Source organism: Alteromonas sp. RW2A1 (assembly GCF_001886475.1).
GTDB lineage: Bacteria > Pseudomonadota > Gammaproteobacteria > Enterobacterales > Alteromonadaceae > Alteromonas > Alteromonas hispanica.
In genome coordinates, this window is sequence record NZ_CP018031.1 from 1,283,263 (window position 1) to 1,302,874 (window position 19,612).

Below are 19,612 nucleotides of genomic sequence, written 5' to 3' on the forward strand. Positions count from 1 at the left end.
TTAGAAACTCAAAACCTCACATCAGCCTGCATTTTCAATTTCAGAATTACTGCTTGTCGCGTTATTCATATCTTTACTTTTGTTTGTAAAGACCGTCTTTATATCGTTAAGAATTAAGTAAAGCGCCGGCACAAGAAGCAGTGTAATAACAGTAGCAAACAAAATACCAAACGCCAGTGAAATCGCCATGGGTATGACGAGCTGCGCCTGTAGGCTACGTTCAAATACAATTGGCATTAGCCCCATAAAGGTAGTGAGTGATGTAAGAATGATGGCCCTAAAACGCTGTGTACCGGCACTTATTGCAGCATCCATCAGTGATAGGCCCTCCTTTCTCGCTCGGTTTACAAAATCAACCATAATGAGGCTGTCGTTAACCACAACACCCGACAGCGCAATGATTCCGCAAATAGACAATACGCTGACGGCCATGCCAAGTACTAAGTGACCTACAATGGCACCTACTACACCAAAAGGTATCACCGACATAATGATAAGCGGCTGGCTGTAAGAGCGAAGTGGAATAGCCAGCAGGGTGTATATGGCAAATAATGCAAACAGTAAGCCTTGCATAAAGCTAAACATAGCATCAGCCTGCTCTTTGGAGTTGCCCTGTAGTTTAAATTCAACGTTGGGATAGCGAGCAAGTAAGTCTGGCATAATATTGTCTATCACGTCATAGGTAACCTCTGACGGGTCCATTAGCGCCTTATCTACCACTCCGGTAATGGTTACTGAGCGTTTTCCGTCTACCCTTATGATTGAATCAAAGCCTTGCCCCAAACTAAAAGTTGCAACCTGTTCGAAAGGGATCTCTTGTCCGTTAGGCGCTCTTACACGCATATTTTCAAGGTGCTCAATAGAGCTGCGTTCAGATTTTGGATAACGCACCATGACTTTGATTTCTTCATCATCGCGCTGGATACGCTGTACCTGAGCGCCGTAAAATCCAAAACGAACTTGTTGTCCTAACTGTTGAAGCGAAATTCCCAACGCATCTGCTTGTGGCTTAAGTGCCAGCTGTATTTCATCGCTACCACCAGAGAAGGTATCGTTAATGTCGGTAACACCTTCGTAGGTATCAAGAACTTCTTTTATTTCATCGGTAATGGCGCGAAGCGCATTAATATCGCTAGAGCTAAATTCGAAGCTTAGGTCGGCTCCCCCGCCAGGGCCTCCTGGAGAACTTATGCTAAAGGTTTTCACGCCTGGAATTTCAGGGATCTCTTCCCGCCAGCGTTCTTGAATATCAAAGTCTGAGAGACTGCGGGTTTCGCCTTTTGTTAGCTCAGCGAATATCTCACCGCCAAGGTTTCCATTATTAAAGGTCATGGCATGTTTAATTACATTACCGCCGGTTTCCTCTGCCACTTTTTCATCCATTCGCTGCATTGCATCGCGAAGCGTGTCAAGAACACGGTCTCGCTGCGCAAGCGAAGAGCCAGGCTCTAATTCAAAACTTGCTGACATAAAGTCGCTTGGAATACTTGGGAAAAATACAAACCTGACAATGCCACCGCCGAATAACCCAATGGTTAAGATGAGCATAGCTAAGAATATAGCCACGGTTGTGTAGCGATTTTTTACTGCTTTCGCTAAAAATGGCGCGTAAGTGTTATGGATAAACTTCTTAATGCCTTCGCTAAAAAAATCTCTAAAGCGTTGGAATTTATTAGCTTTTGCTGGGTCGTACGGCTTTAATTTCATGTGCACCAAGTGTGCAGGCAAAATAAGCTTAGACTCAATGAGGGAGAAAATCAGGCATACAACAACCACCATGCCAATGGATTTCCATATAATACCAAAGGGTCCAGACACCATCAGCATTGGTGAAAATGCGGCAATAGTGGTTAAAACACCAAAGGTCGCAGGCATAGCTACTTTCTTAACACCTGCGATTACGTTGTCGGCACTATGGCCCTTAGCGTCTATCTCCGAATAAGCCGATTCGCCCATAATAATAGCGTCATCTACCACAATTCCCAGAACGAGAATAAAGGCAAACAAACTTAGCATGTTGATTGACACGCCAACCATATCAAGGGGCATTACTAGTAAGGTGCCTAAAAAGCACACTGGCAAACCTACAATCACCCAAAACGCCAGTTTAATTTTCAGAAACAGTGATAAGACCAAAAACACTAACAACGCACCGAAAAACATATTCTCCAGCATCATGTTCAATCTATCAGCGAGGTAAAAAGAACTGTCTCCCCAAGTATCTGCTGTAATATGCGCTGGAAATGTCTCTTTTTCTTTGTCGATATATTGGTTAACTTGCTCAGATATTTCTAAGGCATTTTGATCGCCCACTGCTCTTACGCGCAAACTTACTGCGTCTTTTCCATCAAACAGTGCATATTGATTGTTTTCAATAAAACCATCGTTGATATAGGCAACGTCGCCAAGTGTTACACGCGTGCCGTTGCTGTTTGATACCAGTATAATTTGTGAAAAGTCCCAACCGGTGTAGGCTTGTCCTTTGGTTCTTAGAAGAATATCGCCGTTTTCTGTGCGAATTGAACCGCCTGGCAAATCCACACTCGACTGACTAAGTCGGGCAACAACATCAGAAAAAGTAAGATTGTACTTTTGTAAATCTGATTCAGACAACTCTATTGATATTTCGTAATCTCTGGCGCCCACAACTTGTACGCTTGAGATACCTGGTAGGTTAGCGATATCGTCGCGCAAGTCTTTTGCAAATTCTTTTAACTCACGCTCTGTGGCATCGCCGTATACTGAAACCCAAATGACGTCTTGTTGAATTTTTTGTCTGTAGATGACTGGTTTTTCAGTATCGGCAGGAAAACTAGGAATAGCATCAACCTGCACTTTTACTTCATCGAGGAGCGACTTAACGTCATAGCCTTCTTCAACTTGAATGCTAACTGTACCCATTCCCTCTACAGCAGTGGCATTGAGTTGTTTTATTCCCTCAAGCTCTTTCACAGCCTCTTCTATTTTTAGCAGCACGCCCTCTTCAACTTCTTGAGGCGCTGCCCCCAAATAAGGCACTCGAACATTGACGACATCTATTTCAAAACTGGGGAATACTTGTTTTTGTATGCTAAATGCGCTGAATAATCCTCCAACAATAAGTAGCCACATCAATAAATTTGATGCCACATTGTTGCGTGCAAACCACGCGATTAAACCGCTATTTGTATCTATGCGACTCATTAGTTGTCACCTTTAGAAGAATTAGCAGAATCGGAACCGATTTCATTTGTATCTTTTCCTCGATCTGACGTCGCCTCTTCAGCCAGCTCAACCTCATCACCCGGCAGCCTTACCCTCATACCGTTATAGGGATTTGGAACCGCACTAGTAACTACCAATGCACCCTCGCGCAATCCGCCATCTATATAAACTTCTTCAGCGGTTGTTCTGGTAACATCAACGGGCACAATTTCTATCTCTCGGTTTTCGTTTACCGTGAGTATCGTATTATCGAGGCGAAGAATATTTCGCGGTAAAGCAATTAATGCTTCTTTTTTACCTGACGTAATTTGAGCCTCAACAAATTGACCGAAGCGCAAAGGCGCATCGCGGTTTTCAATTAATTGATAAGGCTTTTCTACTTCTACTACAGCGAATACCACACGGCTTCCGGTGTCTAAAATACCTTCGGTTCTCACCAAGCGCCCTGTCCATGTGCGCTTAATACCTCCTGCTATGGCTTGTAGGGTTACTTCACCGCCATCAGAAAATTGATTTGCGATATCGATAAATCTGAGATCGCCATCGGTGATAGGCAACCTAACCTCTGCAGTATCGGTTGAATAAATCATGCCGATAGGCGTTCCCATTGCAACGAACTGCCCCAAATCGATATTTCGTTCAACAACGATACCATTGTAAGGCGCTTTAATATTCGTGCGCTCAAGGTTACGCTTTGCGCGTTCTAACTTTGCTTCAGCGGCTTTAACATTTGCTTGCTCTTTTGCGAGTTGAGGCTTGCGTAAACCCAGCTCTGGCGGTGTTGAGTTTCGAACTGAGCGGTACTCCTGTTCCGCAACCTTACCCCGCGCAATCTCTTCTTGCAAAGCAGCTTGCGCTTGCGCAAGTTCTGCCTCGGCAAGTTTCACATCAGTTTTGTAATCTTCCTGTTCTAAAACCGCTAGTACGTCGCCCTTATTGAAGGTTCCGCCTACAACAAAGTTATCTGACAAGCTAACTACCTGCCCACTGACCTGTGCACTCAATGAAGTTTGATGTTTGGGAACCACGTTACCCTGAGACTCAACAACAAAGCTGATTGATTCGGAAGTCACTTCTTTCGCGTCAACAAGGAAGGCCGGTATTTCAACAGGAACTTGTTCTGGCGGCTTCTTAGCGCTAATCATTACCACCGCAGCAACGATTGCAGCGCACACTATGGCAAGTGGAATACCACTTTTTTTCAACACAGAGTCTTTCATTTACTATCCCTAGGAAAACTATTTTGAGGCTTTTAAGTTAAGCCATCTTATTTTTTATTTTGTGGCACGGAGTTTACTGATTTTTCAGTTATTTTGCTCTATCTAGATTGTTAGATTTTATGTATTTTTTATAAAAACTTTCTCTTTCCCACTAATCAAACGCAGTAAAAATACAGCCCAGGTGACAAAAAGTATGATTGAAAAAGTTTCAAATATCGGTGATTATTTATTCGCTCTAGAGAGAATGAGCTTAGAAGAAGTCAATTTCTTCTAAAAATAATATTTTCGCTACGTTGAAGAGAAACACATCATGAGTCTTAAGAAGCAATACCTTAAATCGAAGCCTGTGTGCAAAGTGACATTTCGACTGAATGCGGAAGCAGCAGGAGAAGCGAAAAACGCTGAGCTTTACGGCGACTTTACTGGCTGGGACGACAAGCCCCTTTCAATGAAAAAGCTAAAAAGTGGAGACTTCACCCTAACCGTTAATTTAGAAAAAGATGCTGAATACCAATTCCGCTATCTTATCGACGGCCAAACTTGGGAAAACGACTGGGAAGCTGACGCATATAAGCGCTCGCCCGTAAGTTTTGAAGAAAATTCAGTTGTTCGCGTCTAGGCCACGGCTAAGACACCTAAAACAATAATTACAGATTCCCTACAAAAAGGGCTGCCTATTGGCAGCCCTTTTTATTTATCTCGCGGTTTCCAACGTCGATTTATGTTTTAAATCGCGCTTTCCAATTCTGGAAGCACATCAAACAAATCACCCACTAAGCCGTAATCGGCAACTTGGAAAATAGGCGCTTCTTCGTCTTTGTTGATAGCAACAATAACTTTTGAGTCTTTCATACCAGCAAGATGTTGGATTGCACCAGATATACCTACCGCAATGTACAATTGAGGAGCAACAATTTTACCCGTCTGTCCAACTTGCATGTCGTTAGGTACAAAGCCAGCGTCAACCGCGGCGCGAGACGCGCCCATTGCTGCGCCCAGCTTATCTGCAATACCCTCAAGAAGTTTAAAGTTCTCGCCATTTTGCATTCCGCGCCCGCCAGAAATGACCACTTCAGCAGCAGTTAGCTCTGGTCGCTCTGACTCTGTCAGCTCTTCTGAAACAAAATCTGACTTATCGTTCGCTTTAACTACGTCGATACCAGCAACGTCGGCACTGTTGCCAGTTGGCGCAGCATCAAAAGAGGCAGCACGTACTGTGATAACCTTTGTTGCGTCGCTTGATTGTACTGTAGCTATAGCATTACCCGCATAAATTGGACGGATGAAAGTGTCTTCACTTTCCACGCCAATAATATCCGAAATTTGCGCAACATCTAATAAAGCTGCAACACGAGGCATAAAGTTTTTACCCGTCGTCGTTGCTGCTGCAATCACGTGTGAATAATCGCCAGATAGTTCTAACACTAGGTCAGCAACATTTTCTGCTAACTGGTATTTATAAACAGCGTTATCGGCAAGCAATACTTTGGTAACGCCATCTACTTGCGCCGCTGCATCAGCAACAGCCTGACAGCCTTCACCTGCTACCAATACATGAATGTCGCCGCCCATTTGCTTTGCAGCATGCACTAGCTTATTGGTTTCAGTTTTTAGACTCGCATTATCGTGTTCTGCGTATACAAGTACTGTCATGAGATCACCTTCGCTTCATTTTTAAGTTTGTCTACTAACTCGGCAACGTCTGCTACTTTAATACCGCCCTCGCGCTGAGGTGGAGGCGTTACTTTAAGTACTTTCACATTAGACGCCAATTCGACGCCAAAATCTGCTGCAGCTTTCACGTCTAGTGGCTTGCGTTTCGCTTTCATAATATTTGGAAGCGATGCATAGCGAGGTTCATTCAGGCGCAAATCGGTAGTAACAACTGCTGGGAGAGAAAGTGCAATTGTTTGAAGGCCGCCGTCGATTTCACGGGTAACATTCACCTTCTCGCCATCAACAGTAACCTCAGATGCGAATGTTCCTTGAGGCATGCCGGTTAATGCCGCGAGCATTTGTCCAGTCTGATTGTTGTCAGAGTCGATACTCTGCTTACCTAAGATAACAAGTTGAGGTGCTTCTTCTTCGACCACTTTCGCTAGAAGCTTAGCAACTTGCAATGAATCAAGGTTTTGGTCGGTGTCTATTTGAATACCGCGATCAGCACCGAGTGCTAGCGCAGTACGAATTTGTTCTTGGCAGCTCTTGTCACCTATTGAGACAACAACAATTTCAGTGGCTACGCCTTTTTCTTTAAGTCTAACCGCTTCTTCAACCGCTATTTCGCAAAATGGGTTTATGGCCATTTTTGCATTTGTAAGGTCTACGCCAGATTCGTCGGCCTTCACTCTTACCTTAACGTTGTAATCGATCGCGCGTTTGACCGGTACGAGTATTTTCATAATTACCTCAATTATAGAGTTCGTCGGTGTCTATTACGTTTCACTAATAATTATCTATTAAAAATTAAAAACGTATTACTTCACCACGCTTTTTGAAACTTTAATACGTGTTTTACGTTAAAAAAGAAACCGTGGAACGTCCGTTTTTACAAGGCTAGCTTGAAAAAGACGTTAACACTACGTTTACGATCGCATAAAATGCGTTTTCACTTAACGTTAACGTAAACTGCTGTGCAATGTACTTACTGTTGACGTAAACGTCAACCTAGATTACCTTGCAGAACGACATTTAATTTACATGTTTTTGACACAAAGCATTATTTGTTTCATCAATAGTGCACTATAAAAATACAAACATAAGGAGCCTCCCGTGGAACGAGAATCGATGGAGTTTGACGTAGTCATCGTCGGTGCCGGCCCAGCTGGATTATCAACTGCTTGCAAGCTAATGCAGCTTGCCAACGAGAACGACCAAGAACTGATGGTTTGCGTAGTCGAAAAAGGCTCCGAGGTGGGTGCACATATTCTCTCCGGCGCCGTTTTTGAACCTCGCGCTATTAATGAACTGTTTCCTGATTGGAAGGAAAAGGGTGCACCGCTCAACACCCCAGTTACCGAAGACCACATTTATCTTTTAAATGATGAGAACTCGGCTAAAAAGCTACCCAACGGTATTACACCTAAAACTATGCACAACGACGGTAATTACATTGTGTCTATGGGTAATGTTTGTCGATGGCTTGCAGAACAAGCCGAACAACTAGGTGTTGAAGTATTCCCTGGCTTTGCAGCTGCAGATGTTATTTATAACGAAGACGGCAGTGTTGGCGGTGTTATTACCGGCGATATGGGTGTTGGAGAAAATGGTGAGCAAAAAGATGGCTACATGCCAGGTATGGAGCTAAGAGCAAAGTACACTGTTTTCGCAGAGGGCTGCAGAGGACACCTCGGCAAAGAGCTCATTTCTAAATTCAACTTGGATAAAGACAGCTCTCCGCAGCACTATGCAATAGGCTTTAAAGAAATTTGGGATATAGACCCAGCGAAACATCAGCCTGGACTCGTTGTTCACAGCGCAGGGTGGCCACTCGATGAGGCTACTGGCGGAAGCTACATGTATCACGCCGAAGATAATCAGGTGTTCGTGGGGCTCATTGTAGATTTAAATTACGACAATCCGTATCTAAGTCCATTTGACGAATTCCAAAGACTTAAACATCACCCTGTCTTTAAGCAATATTTGGAAGGCGGTAAAAGGGTATCTTATGGTGCTCGCGCAATTGCAAAAGGCGGTTTTAACTCATTACCTAAAATGACCTTCCCAGGTGGTTTGCTGGTTGGATGTAACGCAGGTACTCTCAATTTTGCAAAAATTAAGGGTAATCATACTGCGATGAAGTCGGGCATGCTTGCAGCAGAAAGCATTTTTGAGGCGATTCAGGAAAACAGCGAATCTCCGGTAAAAGAGCTAAATAGCTTCACCGAGAAATTTAAATCTTCTTGGGTTTACGACGAACTGTTCCGTTCTCGAAACTTTGGTCCTGCTATTCATAAGCTGGGTAATTTCTGGGGTGGTGCATTCAATACCCTAGAGCAAAACTTCTTCAACGGTAATTTATTCTTTACCATGAAAGATGAGCATAAAGATTATGCTCAGTTAAAAGAAGCGAGTAACACGCAGGAAATTAATTACCCCAAACCCGATGGCGTACTAAGCTTTGATAAACTCTCTTCTGTATTCTTATCTAACACGAATCATGAAGAAGATCAGCCCTGTCATTTACAGTTAAAAGATCCTTCAATTCCTATCCAAATAAACTTACCGAAATATGCGGAGCCTGCTCAGCGTTACTGCCCTGCCGGCGTTTATGAAGTAATTGAGGATGAGGGTGAAAAGCGTTTTCAAATTAACGCACAAAACTGCGTACACTGTAAAACGTGTGACATCAAGGATCCTAGTCAAAACATTAGATGGGTAGTACCAGAAGGTGCAGGTGGACCAAATTACCCCAATATGTAAAGGCTGAAATATGCATGGGTGGCTTTAGTCTTTGTTTGAATGAAAGCCACTATTGCTTAACAAACGAAATAGCAATAAAAGTGGGCAGCTTTTTTTATAAGCGCCCGCTTTTTTTTAATCAATACCATTGTGCATAGATACTTACCCACTCAGCGAAACTTAAAATGTTCGTAATCGCAGCGTGTTACCGCAGGTATAGTGGTTTTACATCAAGGTGACACGACAAAATGTACGGACATTTTAAGACCAAATTTGCACGCTGAATTTGCGATTTCTATTTTCATTATTTTTTAATACAGCCGTTCTCAATTACTCTTTACTCTTTCCTCTTTACTCTACTTTTTCTCCTGCACACCTATTTTTTATAGGCATTTCATTTACAGAAAACCGCTTAATTTTGAGAATTCTAATCTGCTCATTTTAATTTTCGTAGTATACTTTACAAAGAATATGCAAAATACCGCTGTCAAATTACAATGTTTAGTGAACTAAATTCATAACGTATATTCTACATATTATCTTCAACGTATTAAGGTTAATAAATGAGTGAATTTTTAGATATTTTAACCCACGGAAGACGTTTACAAGGCGCGATTAAGGAATTAAGTATTGGTGAACTTGAATCAGTTCAAGAAAAGTTATCCAATATTATAGATAAGCGTAAAGAAAAAGCCCTTGAAGAAGAAAAAGAAGCCCAAGAAAAAAGAGAAAAACTGGCTGCAATAAAACGGCAGATGGAAGAAGCCGGTCTTGATGTTGATGACCTAAAGGCTTTAACAGAAGACTCAGGTAAAAAGACAGGTAAAAAGCGTCCCATCAAATACAAGCTTGTAGACAGCAATGGTGTAGAGCACCCTTGGACAGGCATTGGTAGAATGCCCAGAGTGTATAAAGAGGCACTCGATGGTGGTCAAAGCCTCGATAACTTTTCGATAAATTAAAACGTTATCAATTTTAGCCTGCTCTGCAGGCTTTTATCTTTTTAATATCTCGGCCTACTTGCAATTATGGCCCGTTGATAATTTAGACTATATTCGTAACATTGGAAATTGTGTGGAACTTAACTATAAACTAACTCCTTGCGAACATTCAGACTCATGGCTTTTTCTGATTCACGGCCTGTTTGGAAGCGCTGACAATTTAGCCATTGTTAAGCGTCATTTCGAAGCCAAACATAATATTGTGAGCATTGATTTGCCAGATCACGGTGAATCTGAATGGACAGACGGCTTTGATATTGAAACGGCAGCCGAGGCGGTAAAACAAATAGCCGATCAAATATCGGTGAAAACATTTGCAATTCTAGGCCATTCCCTTGGGGGCAAAGTGGCTATGAAATTAGCGCTCAAGTACCCTACTTGTGTGAGTCATTTAATTGTTGCTGACATTGCACCGGTAGCCTACTCCCACAGACATCAAACTATATTCGACGGGTTAAATGCGGTAGATCTCACTTCCTTAACCACTAGAAAAGATGCTGATAGCGCCATGGCTACGGTTATCAAAGAAGCTGGGGTGAGACAGTTTCTGCTTAAAAGTTTATATCGAAAAGAGAATGGCGATTGGGCGTGGAAGTTTAACCTAAAAGGCCTAATTCAGAGTTACCCTAAGATAATCAACTGGCAACCGGTAGACAGTCAATTTACAGGCACAACATTATTTATTAAAGGAGCGAAATCCGACTATATTATCAGCGAATATAAAGACGATATAGCTCGCTATTTTCCGAACGCAAAAGCGCATATCATTGATGGTGTTGGGCACTGGCTACACGCAGAAAAGCCCTCTGTTTTTAACGCCGTGGTAGAAAGGGTTTTATAGAGTGGCCTTGTAAAATCAATGTCACAGAATCGTTGGATTTTTGAAACACAGTTTTAAAAACATCGCTGAGACAACTTACAGCGGTTAAAGCATTGCGCACTATTACATTTTTTTGAATATTTGGGTCTCTCACACACTTAGATACTGTGGTATAGTTGCGCCAGAAATTTTTGATAAACGACACTATGCTTGCAGAAAACTACGAACTAATTGAGTCCATTATGTTGTATGGCGGCCTTGCAATTCTTTTTGGGTTGATGGGGTTTGCCGTTCATGATGTGCTGCGTAAGAACGATGTTCCTCTCATTGGCAGAGTAGTAACCTACGGTGTGCTTGGTCTAGGTGCTATTGGGTTTCTAGCCAAGGGTATCATCGAATGGTTCTGGCTTAATTCAGGCGTTTAAATAGACAGTAACGATTAATAGAGGTTTGATATGGCGAGCGTTGGCCTATTTTTTGGTAGCGACACGGGTAACACCGAGCATGTCGCGAAGATGATTCAAAAAGAATTAGGTAAGCAACTCATTGACGTTAAAGATATTGCTAAAAGTAGTAAAGAGGACATTGCCGAATTTGATCTACTGATTTTTGGCATACCAACTTGGTATTATGGTGAAGCGCAATGCGACTGGGATGACTTCTTCCCAGAGCTTGAAAATATCGACTTTAACGACAAGCTTGTAGCTATTTTTGGCTGCGGCGATCAAGAAGATTACGCTGAGTATTTCCTTGATGCCATGGGCATGGTTCGCGATATAGTAGAAGCGAAAGGGGCTATCCTTGTTGGTCAATGGTCTACCGATGGCTACGACTTTGAAGCATCTAAGGGCTTAGCAGACGACAATCATTTTGTCGGTCTAGGCATTGATGAAGATAGACAGCCTGAGTTAACAGACTCACGCGTTAAGGCTTGGTGTAAACAAATACATGATGAGCTTTGTCTAGCAGAGCTTGCATAACGTTTATAATAACGCCCTTCAAGATACTAAAACCGCTCATTTGAGCGGTTTTTTGTTACAGCTGAAAGCGCTCTACCGCTTTTCGTAAACTTTCTGTTTGTGCATCGAGCTTCATTGTAGACTCGTTAGACTGCCGTGTACTTTGGGCACTGGAGTCGGCTAAGTTCACTATGGTATTCAAGCTTTCTGCAACATCGGCAAGCAGCACGTCTTGTTGCTCTGTGTCGGTGACAATATGCTCGTTAATATTGCTCAACTGCTCTATTATTTCGCGAATATTTCTTACCTGCTCAGCAACCTGATGGGTTATTTCAACGCCATCTCTGGCTTGCTCTCTTCCAAACTTGATGGCTTTAACGGCTTCAGCAGCATCTTTTTGTAAATTCCCAATCATCTGCTCAATTTCTTCTGTTGAATCATGGGTTCTATTTGCTAACGTTCTAACCTCATCAGCAACAACAGCGAATCCGCGACCTTGCTCCCCCGCCCTTGCCGCTTCAATAGCAGCATTGAGCGCCAACAAATTTGTTTGTTCTGCAATGGTTTTAATAACATCAAGAATGCTACCAATAGAACGGGAGTTCTCATCTAGACGCCCAATAATTTGTGCTGACGACTCTGCCTGTTTCGCTTGATTATCCACTTGCAGACGGTTGCGCTCTACCAAGTGTCCAATATCCTGGCTTTGCTTTGTAATATTGCGTAACGCTTCCATGGCCTGATTGATTTGCTTCAGGTTACTACGGCTTTTATCTTGAACGTTAAGCGTATTGGTAGACGTTACCGTTACTTGCTCTCTTTGCTCATCAACGTCGGCAAGGCTCTTGTCTCCAAGCTCTACGCTTTCTTTGGCTATTTCAATTAAGCGCTTTTCCTGCTCTAAAATATTGCCAACAAGCTCTCTCAAGCTATCTGTAAGGCTATTTACTTTGGCAGATAGTGCGGAAAACTCATCGTTACCCTCTTCTGATAACTTTTGACTTAGATCGCCTTTGCTCAACAAACTCAAACCGCGATTAATGCGCCCCAAAGGCTTTGATATGCTGCGCGTCACTACCACCGCAAGCACTATTGCTGTTATCAATCCAAAAATAGCCACAACGGTATTTTTAACAAGGTTGGTTTGAACCGATTCTAAAATGGCATTTTGTCCGCTTAGCGCTTGAGACTGAACCCGCTTAAATAAGTTGTTTATGTCTTCTAGTGCTGTATTGAGCGATGCATTGGCGTTGGCCCTTTCGGAGATGGTTTTTTCAATGCTGTCGAGCTTCTGTTTTTGCAAATCGGTAAGCTTGTCTACCGCTACAAGCAAGGCGTCGTATTGCTCGTTAAATGCGCTTACCGTACCGCCATCGTCAATGCTAGAGGCTAAGCGATTAATATAATCTTTATCTACCTGCAGGTTACTAAGCTGATAGTTCAAGTCATCAATAATTCCCAAGCTTTCCTCAGAGCGATTTGACCCCGCTAGCTCGATAAATGAATCGTTCATTGTCAGGAGCTTATTATCGATTGCAGTACCAGCGCCAATAAGAGTTTCAATTCCAGGGTCGTCAGAATCTATATACGACAAATCTAACATGAGTGCACTTGCCTCATCGGCCGTCATAAGAACTTGCTCAAGTTGATTTTGAAGCTGAGACTCGATTTGAATGCGTGATTTTATAGCGGCATACATGTTGTTGCTGCTTTCTACATAATAAAGACTGTCTGCTATGGCTTTCTGGGCGTCTTTATTAGACGGCATCAGTGCTTTGAGGTTATTGAGATCTTCTGTGAACTCTACAGATAACTCATCGAACAACGCTTTGTTTTTTTCAAATGCGGTTGCGTTTTCAACGTAAAAACCGTTAGCGGTAATAACAGATAAAGATAGAATTTCCGTCTTTACCCTCACCATACTAGTTTGCTCTGGCATTTTGCGCTCAACAACATCTTCTGCAGATTTCCGTATATCGTTGAGTCCGAAGTAGGATAAGACACTGGTGAATAAGAGTAAGCACCCAAAAAGACCAAAGCCTAATGTTATTTTATTTATTATTGTTAACTGCATAATAGAATCCAACGAATACCCCCTACCAAAGCAAGGAGTGTCACAATAGTCTTACAATTCTAGTTTAACAGCATGTAAATTCAATGCACCAAAAGTTTATATCTTTTTTACATATTTGCGTTTTTTATCCGACACTTATTTGATGATCTCAACAAAGTTTATCCCCTCGTGGTTCATCCTGAGAATTACTTTTATTTCCCTGCTGTGCAAAAATCGTTCGCTGACTTAAAGAAACCGTAGTTTTACTTTAAAATCCCATCAAGTTACCTATAATACGTGCAAATGTTTTTCACACTTTCTCAGTAGGTTGTAATGGATCAAAACAAAGAATTGAAAAGAGCTGGGCTAAAAGTCACCCTACCTCGCCTTAAAATTTTACAAATTCTGCAAGACCCAAATAATCAACACATAAGTGCGGAAGATGTGTACAAGATTTTGATAGATCAAGACGAAGAGATTGGTCTTGCCACTGTGTACCGAGTCCTCAATCAGTTCGACGATGCAGGTATTCTCAATAGACATCACTTCGAAGGCGGAAAATCGGTTTTTGAAATAAGCCACAAAGACCATCACGATCATCTAGTGTGCTTGAAGTGTGGAAAAGTCATTGAGTTTGAAGACGACGTTATAGAGCAGCGACAAGAGATGGTTGCAAAGCAGCACAACATCAAACTTACGCACCATAGTCTTTATCTGTATGGCGAATGTACAGACGGGAATTGTGACGCTGTAGATTAAGCGTCGCCTTTCAGCCGCGGCTACAGTACTAATTGGCCAGAGCGGTAGAGCGGTAGAGCGGTAGAGCGGTAGAGAAAAGGTACAAAAAAACCTGCTGATTGGCAGGTTTTTTTGTGTTTTAGTGCTCAGCTCTTTTATTCAAAGCTCATACAGGCTGTTCAAAAGGTCGCAGCTGCTTACATGAAGGTATACTTAATATAGAAGCAAGTTAGGCAATAAACTTATAGGCATGATAAGCCTTAATCGCTTTTTCCCACATGTCGCCTGCATTACCTTCGCCAATAATATGTCCACCTACTTCTATAACTGGGGCAACTTCTTTACTAGACGACGTAAGCCAAACTTCGTCAGCTTCTAACAACGCTTCCTTGGAAAACCACTCTTCTTCAACGGGCAGTTGAGCGCGCTTAAAAGCCTCAATTGCGATTTGTCGAGTGATACCCGGTAGTAACTCGTTATTTAAAGGTGGTGTAGTGATAATGCCATTTTTTACCATAAAAACGTTGCATGAACTGGCCTCGGTTATCAGCCCTTGCTGGTTAAATAAAATAGTTTCATCCACCCCAGCCTTAACGCCTGTCTGGTAATGCATAACGTTGCCTAGTAAAGACGTAGACTTTATATGGCAACGCTGCCACCGCTTGTCTTCCTCTAGCGCTACCTTAAAGCCTTTTACATCACCTTTAGCTTCGGGTTGTGGTGGCGGTATCTCAAAGGCAAATGCAAATACGGTAGGCGAGATATTGCTAGCATAAGCATGATGGCGTTTAGCGTCTGTGCCACGGCTCACGTGAAAGTACACGCCAATATTCTTACTCTCTATAAAATCAGCGTTCTTTCCTGCTAACTCAAGAACAATAGCTTTCCATTGCACATTATCGAACGGGTTTTCAATCTCGATAGCAGATAAACCATTGGCCAGTCGGGTAAGATGTCCGCTCAAGCCAACCGGCTGCCCGGCATAGGTAGGAATGACTTCGTAAATACCGTCACCGAACAAGAAGCCTCTGTCCATTGGGGAAATTCTGGCTTCGCTGAGGGGAAGGTATTCACCATTTAAAAATGCAATTGTCATGCTAATTCTCTTTTTAATTGATGCAGTTGCCGTTGGAACAACAACACCGATGCCCTAGCCTCTTCGTTATCTTGAAAAACAAAAGAGATTTGCTCGCCGGGCACTTGCTGTGCCAAGCGACTTACGTCAAGCGGGTTTAAACAGCCTAGTTTTGGATATCCTCCCAACGTCTGTCTATCTCGCATCATAATTATTGGTTGCCCATCGGGAGGCACTTGTATAGCACCGATATGAATAGCTTCAGAGCGCATGGTGCTTAAAGATGACGCTACACCCTCTCCCGTTAATCGATATCCCATTCTATCTATCGACGGGCTAACCGTATAGATACTATTAGTGAAAATCCGTTTACATACGTCGCTAAAAAAGGCCTCTTGATAACCCTTTATTACTTTAAAAGGAGTCTTTGCTTGGTAATTGAAACGCTTTTCTACCGGTAGCTCTCTTAAATTGAGGTTTTTAAAATTTAATTCTGCGATTGAAACAATTTCAATAACATCTGAATCTTGCAGCACTTGTCCATTTCCATGAATACCACCAAGCGACTCACGCACCACTGTGCAGGCACTGCCAGCACTCTTAGATACTTGCCATTGGCCTAAAATACTTAAATAAACTTTGCAGCCCAAACACTCACTAGAGACATCAACAATGTCATTTTTTTCCACAAATGTGGTTCTGTAGACGGGCTGTTCGCTACCGTTTACCTTCAGCTTTACTTGCCTACCTGTGGCAGCGATCACGCAGGCCTCGCTGAAACGCAAAGACATGTTTCCCATAATCTCTAAACAGGGCGTATTATCTTCATTGTGAGCGAGAAAATTTGCCCAATAAAAAGCAATCGTATCCATTGGACCCGACTGAGAAAAGCCCTGGCGCTGCTTGCCTTTTCTTCCTTCATCAACAATGAGACTGAAAAGGCCCTTAGAGATAACTTCAACCTGCATGATAACTAACAAACTCACTTTCTGTTATAGAGCTAAAAGTAACGATATCGCCCGCACTGAGTAAGGGAATATTATTCTCGCCAACCATGGGTACAGGGCATAAGCCCAATAAATTCCACCCGCCAGGAGAATCACTGGGATACACGGCCGTTTGACGGTCGGCAATTGCTACTGCCCCTTTGGGAACTTTCTTTCTTGGTGAAGCTAGTCTTGCACACTGTAACGCTTTTGGAAGTTCTCCCATATACGCAAAACCAGGTGCGAACCCAACGGCATAGACTTTGAACTCCATGCTGGTGTGGAGCGCTATGATATCTTCTTTCTGAAGTGATGTTTTACGACTCACTTCGTCTAAGTCGTTCGCTGCCTTGGCGCCATACCAAACTGGCAGTGTATGTCGCTTAATCGCTTTTTGATAACCGTCATTGTTTTGGTTATGTAATCGCGTTTGCCACTGTTGAAGTGAATGATAAACAAAATGGCTATCAACTTGTTCTATATCGAAAACAATAAGCAAACTGTCGTAGGAAGGCACGCACTCAACAACCCAAGAGTTACCCGCTTTTGATGCAAAGCTGTCCAACATGTGTAACCACTGCTGACAGGAAGAGTTTGCCTGCTCTAGAGAGTCACCGGAAAAATACAACATAATGGCATCTGCACCTACCGGAACAAGCTGCCTTATACTGCCAAAGGGTTGCATGAAGATATCCTTATTTTGCTCAAAGAAAGGCTCTTATTTGCCGAGCTATATCTACAGCACCGGCAGTATCGCCATGCACGCACAAGCTATCGGCCTGTAAATGCAGTGTCGCTCCCGATGCGGTAGTGACTGAGTGATGTTCGATGAGTTGTTTAGCTTGTTCTAATGCTTCTTGTTCATGCAACACTGCACCGGGTATGTGACGAGACTGCAGAAGCCCGTCGTCTGTGTAGCGTCTATCTGAAAATGCTTCAAACAAAAGACTCAAGCCAAGCGACTGCGCTTCATCATAAATCAAATCGTTTTGTGAGGTTGCCTGAACCATGAGAGGAATTTTACCCTGCCCTATAACAACAACGCTCTTCATGACCGTTTTGCGTACGTCGGCATCTTTCATCATGTCGTTGTATAAAGCACCGTGGGGCTTTACATAATCTACCGTAGTGCCAACAATATCTGCCATACCAATGAGAGCGCTCACCTGATATTGAATACAGGCCGTGAGTTCATTAGCTTGCATAGCCATACTTCGACGACCGAAGCCTTGTAAATCTGGGTAGGATGGATGAGCTCCTACACTTACATTATGTGCTTTAGCAATGTCTAACGCTGCTTTCATTACCAAGGGGTCACCCGCGTGAAAGCCGCAAGCTATATTTGCCTGGTCTATTTCAGACATAATATCGCGCTCAACCGGCATCGACCATGCGCCAAAACTTTCACCTAAATCGCAATTTAACTTCATAATGGTTTAGCTCTTAACCTCAATCCGATATCATGTTACCTGTTCTATTAAAAAAGTCAGTGTTAATGATAAATATTGGAAAAATTAATACATTGCGCGTCGTTGCACAGTACCCTTTTGGGTATGCGTTAGCAGCGCTAGAGCGCAGTGAAAATACCGTTGCCGATGAAGCAGAAAGCAAAGTATTTCAAGATAATGGCGCTCAAGATAATGGTTATGAGAGCGACCGTCATGACAGTATATCGTCGGCGGCTAATTTTGACTCGCAAGCTTACACACTAGGTGCTAACGATACCGTAACGCTTCCTCTTGATGAGGTAACAACACCTTTAGAGACCAATGCTGAAATAGAGGTATTTGTTGCTACAGATCAACGGGGCGAAGCTTACGCTACGGTAAAAAAACCATTGATTCAGGTTGGCGAAGTAAAAGTGTTAAAGGCTGTGTCGGCCACTAATTTTGGTGCATTCTTTGATTGGGGCTTAGATAACGACCTACTTGTGCCAGATGATTACCAGGCAGAGCCGGTTAGCGCGGGAATGAACTACGTTGTTCACACGTTTTTTGACAACAAAACACAGCGCATCTTGGGTGCAACAAAGCTGCATTATTTTCTCAAAGAAAGCAGTGCCTACTTAAATGAAGGCGACAGCGTAGAGTGTCTTGTTTATGCGAAAACCGATTTAGGGTTCAAAGTTGTTATAAACGAGAAAAACTTGGGGCTTATCTTCCACAGCGATGCGTTCAAACCATTGAAGGTGGGACAAGCAACATCAGGCGTTATAAAAACTATTCGCGAAGATGGAAAAATTGATGTTGTTCTTCAGCGCATAGATAAAAGCGCACGTGATGAACTGCAGCAGGCCATTCTTGATGATCTAGACGCTCATGGTGGTATTTCAACCCTTACCGATAAAAGCGCGCCTAATGATATTTACAGTCATTTCAACGTAAGCAAAGCTGCTTACAAAAAGGCCTTAGGCGCTTTGTATAAACAAAAGAAAATAACGATCAGTGCTGATGCAATACGGTTAAACAAAAACGACTAAGCATCAGTGCTAATAGCAAATAATTTTGCACGCACCGCGTTAATTACAACATTTAGGATCGATAATGAAAGCACATGTTTCATGGGATAAAGACCTAACATTTACCGGCACAACGGACAGTGGCTACAGTACGGTTATGGACGGCAGTGGTAACGCTGTCTCTCCAATGGAGTCAGTTTTGGTAGCTATGGGAGCTTGCTCTAGCGTAGATGTTGTCGAAATATTAAAAAAAGGCCGTTTTGATATTACCGCTTGCGAGTGCAAGCTAGAAGCAAAACGCGCAGATGAGGCTCCTCGTGTATTCGAAAAAGTTCACGCACATTATGTTGTATCGGGTAAAGGCATTACCGATAAAGCTCTAGCGAGAGCAGTTCAACTTTCTGCAGAAAAGTATTGTTCAGTCATGCTAATGCTTAAAGACAGTGTCAATATCACCACCAGCTATTCACTGGTAGAATAGAAATCGGTTGTACGCTCTTCTCTAGGCATATCATCAATATATACTTTGGTGTAATACACCTTAGTTTAGCAATATTGACTAACAAATTTTAAAAAGGGCTAACTTAAAGAGTTGGCCTTTTTAATTTCACCGCTCAAATAACAGTAAAATATTGATAAATAAAGACAAATACTTACTGGCACGTTAACTGCTCTAACCGGTCATTACGACATAACG

Annotated in this window: 18 protein-coding genes; 9 read left to right on the forward strand and 9 right to left on the reverse strand. The window is 42.6% G+C overall.

Going from position 1 to position 19,612, the window contains the following annotated elements; genetic code table 11:
- Nucleotides 1-21: 21 nt before the first annotated feature.
- Both BM528_RS05790 and BM528_RS05795 read right to left on the reverse strand, forming a co-directional pair.
- Nucleotides 22-3,183, reverse strand: a complete 3,162-nt coding sequence (locus tag BM528_RS05790; RefSeq protein WP_071979068.1) for an efflux RND transporter permease subunit — start codon at nucleotides 3,181-3,183, stop codon at nucleotides 22-24.
- On the reverse strand, nucleotides 3,183-4,424 hold the full coding sequence (locus BM528_RS05795; RefSeq protein WP_071979069.1) for an efflux RND transporter periplasmic adaptor subunit: 1,242 nt from the start codon (nucleotides 4,422-4,424) through the stop codon (nucleotides 3,183-3,185). Before BM528_RS05795 ends, BM528_RS05790 begins: the two co-directional genes overlap by 1 nt.
- A 310-nt stretch (nucleotides 4,425-4,734) precedes the next feature.
- On the opposite strand from BM528_RS05795, the gene BM528_RS05800 reads away from it, so the two are divergent.
- Nucleotides 4,735-5,043: an isoamylase early set domain-containing protein gene (locus BM528_RS05800; RefSeq protein WP_071979070.1), complete on the forward strand. Its 309-nt coding sequence runs from the start codon at nucleotides 4,735-4,737 to the stop codon at nucleotides 5,041-5,043.
- 107 nt (nucleotides 5,044-5,150) lie between these two features.
- Here BM528_RS05800 and BM528_RS05805 read toward each other — a convergent pair whose 3' ends face one another.
- Nucleotides 5,151-6,077: an electron transfer flavoprotein subunit alpha/FixB family protein gene (locus tag BM528_RS05805; protein WP_071979071.1), complete on the reverse strand. Its 927-nt coding sequence runs from the start codon at nucleotides 6,075-6,077 to the stop codon at nucleotides 5,151-5,153.
- On the reverse strand, nucleotides 6,074-6,826 hold the full coding sequence (locus tag BM528_RS05810; RefSeq protein WP_071979072.1) for an electron transfer flavoprotein subunit beta/FixA family protein: 753 nt from the start codon (nucleotides 6,824-6,826) through the stop codon (nucleotides 6,074-6,076). The genes BM528_RS05805 and BM528_RS05810 overlap by 4 nt, the downstream gene beginning before the upstream one ends.
- A gap of 370 nt (nucleotides 6,827-7,196) precedes the next feature.
- Here BM528_RS05810 and BM528_RS05815 point away from each other — a divergent pair, with 370 nt between their 5' ends.
- From BM528_RS05815 to fldA, 5 genes are all read left to right on the forward strand, one after another.
- The gene (locus tag BM528_RS05815; protein WP_071979073.1) at nucleotides 7,197-8,846 is read left to right on the forward strand and encodes an electron transfer flavoprotein-ubiquinone oxidoreductase; all 1,650 of its coding nucleotides are present in this window, start codon (nucleotides 7,197-7,199) and stop codon (nucleotides 8,844-8,846) included.
- A gap of 542 nt (nucleotides 8,847-9,388) precedes the next feature.
- A complete protein-coding gene (locus tag BM528_RS05820) occupies nucleotides 9,389-9,787 on the forward strand; it encodes an H-NS histone family protein (RefSeq protein WP_071979074.1) in 399 nt (132 codons plus the stop codon).
- Between the two features lie 112 nt (nucleotides 9,788-9,899).
- Complete coding sequence (locus tag BM528_RS05825; RefSeq protein WP_071979075.1) at nucleotides 9,900-10,667, forward strand: alpha/beta fold hydrolase; 768 nt, start codon at nucleotides 9,900-9,902, stop codon at nucleotides 10,665-10,667.
- 185 nt (nucleotides 10,668-10,852) lie between these two features.
- The gene (locus BM528_RS05830) at nucleotides 10,853-11,071 is read left to right on the forward strand and encodes a DUF2788 domain-containing protein (RefSeq protein WP_071979076.1); all 219 of its coding nucleotides are present in this window, start codon (nucleotides 10,853-10,855) and stop codon (nucleotides 11,069-11,071) included.
- Between the two features lie 30 nt (nucleotides 11,072-11,101).
- A complete protein-coding gene (fldA, locus tag BM528_RS05835; RefSeq protein ID WP_071979077.1) occupies nucleotides 11,102-11,626 on the forward strand; it encodes a flavodoxin FldA in 525 nt (174 codons plus the stop codon).
- A gap of 55 nt (nucleotides 11,627-11,681) precedes the next feature.
- On the opposite strand, the gene BM528_RS05840 is transcribed toward fldA, so the two are convergent.
- The gene (locus BM528_RS05840) at nucleotides 11,682-13,679 is read right to left on the reverse strand and encodes a methyl-accepting chemotaxis protein (protein ID WP_071979078.1); all 1,998 of its coding nucleotides are present in this window, start codon (nucleotides 13,677-13,679) and stop codon (nucleotides 11,682-11,684) included.
- A gap of 312 nt (nucleotides 13,680-13,991) precedes the next feature.
- On the opposite strand from BM528_RS05840, the gene fur reads away from it, so the two are divergent.
- Nucleotides 13,992-14,417, forward strand: a complete 426-nt coding sequence (fur, locus tag BM528_RS05845) for a ferric iron uptake transcriptional regulator (RefSeq protein ID WP_071979079.1) — start codon at nucleotides 13,992-13,994, stop codon at nucleotides 14,415-14,417.
- 208 nt (nucleotides 14,418-14,625) lie between these two features.
- Here fur and BM528_RS05850 read toward each other — a convergent pair whose 3' ends face one another.
- Genes BM528_RS05850 through BM528_RS05865 form a run of 4 tightly spaced genes read right to left on the reverse strand, consistent with a single transcriptional unit; the run spans nucleotide 14,626 to nucleotide 17,887 of the window.
- Nucleotides 14,626-15,492, reverse strand: coding sequence for a D-amino acid aminotransferase (locus tag BM528_RS05850; RefSeq protein WP_071979080.1), 867 nt, complete (start codon nucleotides 15,490-15,492; stop codon nucleotides 14,626-14,628).
- Nucleotides 15,489-16,457, reverse strand: a complete 969-nt coding sequence (locus BM528_RS05855) for a biotin-dependent carboxyltransferase family protein (protein ID WP_232230584.1) — start codon at nucleotides 16,455-16,457, stop codon at nucleotides 15,489-15,491. Before BM528_RS05855 ends, BM528_RS05850 begins: the two co-directional genes overlap by 4 nt.
- Nucleotides 16,429-17,142: a 5-oxoprolinase subunit B family protein gene (locus BM528_RS05860; protein ID WP_071979082.1), complete on the reverse strand. Its 714-nt coding sequence runs from the start codon at nucleotides 17,140-17,142 to the stop codon at nucleotides 16,429-16,431. Before BM528_RS05860 ends, BM528_RS05855 begins: the two co-directional genes overlap by 29 nt.
- Before the next feature lie 19 nt (nucleotides 17,143-17,161).
- Nucleotides 17,162-17,887 carry a 5-oxoprolinase subunit PxpA gene (locus BM528_RS05865; RefSeq protein ID WP_071979083.1) on the reverse strand — a complete coding sequence of 242 codons (726 nt, stop codon included), beginning with the start codon at nucleotides 17,885-17,887 and terminating at the stop codon, nucleotides 17,162-17,164.
- A gap of 65 nt (nucleotides 17,888-17,952) precedes the next feature.
- On the opposite strand from BM528_RS05865, the gene BM528_RS05870 reads away from it, so the two are divergent.
- Complete coding sequence (locus BM528_RS05870; protein ID WP_071979084.1) at nucleotides 17,953-18,936, forward strand: CvfB family protein; 984 nt, start codon at nucleotides 17,953-17,955, stop codon at nucleotides 18,934-18,936.
- Nucleotides 18,937-19,000: 64 nt separating this feature from the next.
- On the forward strand, nucleotides 19,001-19,396 hold the full coding sequence (locus BM528_RS05875; RefSeq protein ID WP_071979085.1) for an OsmC family protein: 396 nt from the start codon (nucleotides 19,001-19,003) through the stop codon (nucleotides 19,394-19,396).
- The last annotated feature ends 216 nt before the right edge of the window (nucleotides 19,397-19,612 follow it).